The organism is Cellulomonas biazotea (assembly GCF_004306155.1).
Taxonomy (GTDB): domain Bacteria; phylum Actinomycetota; class Actinomycetes; order Actinomycetales; family Cellulomonadaceae; genus Cellulomonas; species Cellulomonas biazotea.
Genome location: NZ_BIMR01000142.1, coordinates 1 through 3349, shown reverse-complemented (window position 1 = coordinate 3349; position 3349 = coordinate 1). Strand labels below are relative to the sequence as shown.

The following is a 3349-nucleotide window of genomic DNA, read 5'->3' as shown; positions in this document are numbered from 1 at the left end:
GCGTTCCCGTGGGCTCCGCGGTCGGCTGGCCCGTCGGGGTGGCGGTCGGGCGCGGGCTCGGCGCCCACGTCGGCCGCGGGGTCGGCGTGGGCGTCGGCGGTGTCGAGGCGTCCGCCACCAGCGCGTCGACCGCGTCGAGGACCAGGGCGGCCGCGTCGGCGACGTCCTGCGCGGTGGCCTCGCTGGCGGCGACCACGACCCGGCCCACGGCGAGCGCGTCGTCCAGGGTGGCGAGCGACGCCGCCGTCCACTCGGCGCGCTCCACGGCCTCGGCCTGGGCGATCGCGTCGAGGAGGTCGGACTTGTCGACCGACGACGTCAGCGTCCGCTGGAGCGTCACGAGGTCGACGCTGCCCCACGACTCGAGGGTGTCGCCCGCGTCGCCCGGGTCGTCGAACGGCGTGAGGCTCACGGTGGTGCCGACGGTGACGACGCCGTCCGCCCCGACCTGCACCGGGACCGTCGTCGTCCGGAAGCTCCGCCAGCCCCAGAAGTCGAGCGGCGCGGAGCCGTCGACGTCCGCGGTGTCGGCCCAGAGCGTCGCGGCGCTGCCGTTCCACTTGCCCTGCGCGGTGGCCTTGAGCTCGTAGGAGCCGGCCGGGACGCCGGTGATCGTCTGGCTCGCGGTGAACGTCGTCGGGGTCGTCGACCACCAGGCGAGCCACGAGTCGCCGTCGTACCCGCCCTCGGCGGGCCACGCCAGCTTCGCGTCCGCGCCCGCGACGTCGCCCGTGAGCGTCCAGCTCTCGGAGCCGGCGGCCTCCCACGCGAACGTGGAGTTGCGGACGTAGTTCGTCGTGGTGTCCACGCCGTCGACCGTCACCGTGACGGTCACGGTCACCGGTAGGCCATCGGCCGTGACGCCGGGGATCGTGTACGTGCCGCCGCCGCGGACCCAGCTCGCCGCGTCGCTCCACGTGACGGCCTGCTGGGAGGTGCCGCCGTCCCACGTGGTCACCGTGACGGTCGCGGGCAGGCCGAGCGCGTCGCCCGCCTCGACCGTGATCGGCGGCGTCGACGCGACGGGCCGGGCGTGCGCGCCGGTGCGGGCGTACTGGAAGACCCGCAGCGAGTCGAGCGGCGTGCCGTCGGGGGCGAACATCGCCTGGTTGTCCCACGACGACCCGCCGAACCACACGCCCGCGTCGTCGGGGTCGTACTCGCCCGCGAAGCTCGACGCCCAGCCGGAGCCGTGCGCCTCCCACGCGACACGGTTGGCGACCACGTCGCTCGGCGGGCCGACGGGCAGCCACGCGGGCTCCCAGTAGAAGACGCCGATGCCGGCGTCGCCGACGTCGACGACCGCCTGGACCGCGTCGCGCACGGCCGTGGCCTGCCCCTCGACGGTCGCGGGGTAGGCCGTCACCGGGGTGCCCGTGCCGGGCGCGGTGTTCGTCCAGCCGTCGAGCTCGTCGGTCGTGTACGCCCACGACGTCTCCGCGACCATGACCAGCTTGTCGTAGGTGTCGGCGATGCCCTTGAGCGTCGCCGTGAGGTTGGCCGTCGTGCCGTGCCAGAACGCGTACCAGGACGCGGCGAACACGTCGTAGGGGACGCCCGCCTGGTCGAGGAGGTCGGCGTACGTCGCCATCCGGCCGTTCTGCGGGTCGGTGAAGTGCAGCGCGACGAGCGCGTCGGGGTAGACGGCCGACACCGCGAGGCTGCCGGCGCGGTAGACGTCCATGCAGGGCGCCCACGGGTTGTCGGGCCCCCACGGCTCGCGCACGGCGTCGGCCGACTGGCACTCGACGCCCGCGATGCCGTTGTTGGTCTCGTTGCCGACCTGGACCATGCCGACGTCGACGCCGGCGTCCTGGAACGCGGTGAGCGCGTCCCGCGTGAACTCGCCGACGGCGTCCGCGGTCTGCGTGGCGTCGAGCCCCGCCCACGCCTTGGGGGCCTTCTGCTTCTTCGGGTCGGCCCAGAAGTCGGAGTAGTGGAAGTCGACGAGGACGCCGAGCCCGGCGGCCGTCGCGCGCTCGCCGATCTCGACGGCGCGGTCGACGTCGACGTTGCCGCCGCCGTAGCCGTGGCCGCTCGCGTCCCACGGGTCGTTCCACACCCGGACGCGGACGTAGTTGACGCCGTGGTCGGCGAGCACCGTGAACAGGTCCGCGGGCCTGCCGCGGTCGTCGCGGAAGACGACGCCGCTCTCCTCGAGCGACAGCACGGACGAGACGTCGACGCCCGCGGCGAAGTCGGCGGGCATGCCGTCGACCTTCTCGACGGTGATGCCGGCCTCGACGGCGGGGTCGGTCGCGTTCGCCGTGGCGGCGATCGTCAGGGGCGCGGCGATCGCGGCCACCGCAGCGACCGCCGCGGCGGTGGCACGCGCGGCGCGTGGGGTGGGGGCTTTCCTCTGCGCAGTCATGACGCTCCATCGGGTCGTGCAGCCCCGCGTCGGCGAGAGGCTGCGCTGTGCGCGGTCCCAGTTTCGGACCGTTCCCCTACCTTCGTCATCAGCGAGTGCGCAGACAAGAGGCCGAACGGAGGAGTCGTGAAGCCGGGACCGCGCACAGTCGCCAGCGCCGTGGCGGCTCCGGACAAGCCGATGCCCGGGCGGGGACGCAGCCCCACCCGGGCATCCGGTCGATCGTCGTCCGCCCCGGTCGTGCGGGGCGGGAGCGCTCAGTCGCCCGCGAGCAGGCGGGCCTTGGCCGCCGCGAACTCGTCGTCGGACAGGTCGCCCGCGGCGTGCAGCGCACCGAGGCGCTCGAGCTTCTCCAGCAGCGAGCCCGAGCCCTCCGGGCCGGCCTGCGTCGGCGCCTCCGAAGGCGTGGCGTCCTTCGCCCACGGGTCCGCCGCGCCCGGGGCCGACGCACTCGGCGCGGGCGACTCCACGACCGCGAACGGCCGCTTCGCCGCCGCCGACTCCTCCTCGCGCTTCGTCTCGAACGCGTGGTAGCCCTCGCGGGCCGCGTCCACCGTGCCCTTGCCCGCGACGACCGCACCGCTCGCGAGCGCCGCACCCGTCTCCGCCGCGATCGCCACGGCCTCACCGCTGCGCGTCGTGAGCATCGACTTCGTCGAGTCGCTCACCGGGAGCAGGTCGATGCCCTTGCTGAGCCCGCGGTGCAGGTCGCGGGCGAACCCGTGCCGCTGCAGCCGTGCGTCGAGCCGGGGGCGTGCCTCGTCCGTCATCTCGTCGTCCTCACTCGCCGTCGCAGGTCCGCACCGCCGGGGGTCCGGGCGGGGCGGAGGGGGTCGTCCGCGTCAATCTAGGACAGCCCCGCCGGCGTCGCCGCCCGTCGTCTCCGCCAGGAGGAGGCCGTCGTGGGGTGTCCCGACGGTATGACGCGGGCCCTGGGCGAAAGGTTCCCGGGGCCCGCGTCGTCCGCCAGCGTCGTGC

The 3349-nt window shown here is 74.9% G+C and carries 2 protein-coding genes; both read right to left on the bottom strand.

What is annotated here, in order from left to right; all coding sequences use genetic code 11:
- Positions 1-2371 (bottom strand): glycosyl hydrolase 53 family protein (locus CBZ_RS21990; protein ID WP_130781500.1); only part of this gene is annotated, 2371 nt, incomplete at its 3' end.
- A gap of 257 nt (positions 2372-2628) precedes the next feature.
- Positions 2629-3141: an SHOCT domain-containing protein gene (locus tag CBZ_RS10450; RefSeq protein WP_246013259.1), complete on the bottom strand. Its 513-nt coding sequence runs from the start codon at positions 3139-3141 to the stop codon at positions 2629-2631.
- Positions 3142-3349: the final 208 nt, after the last annotated feature.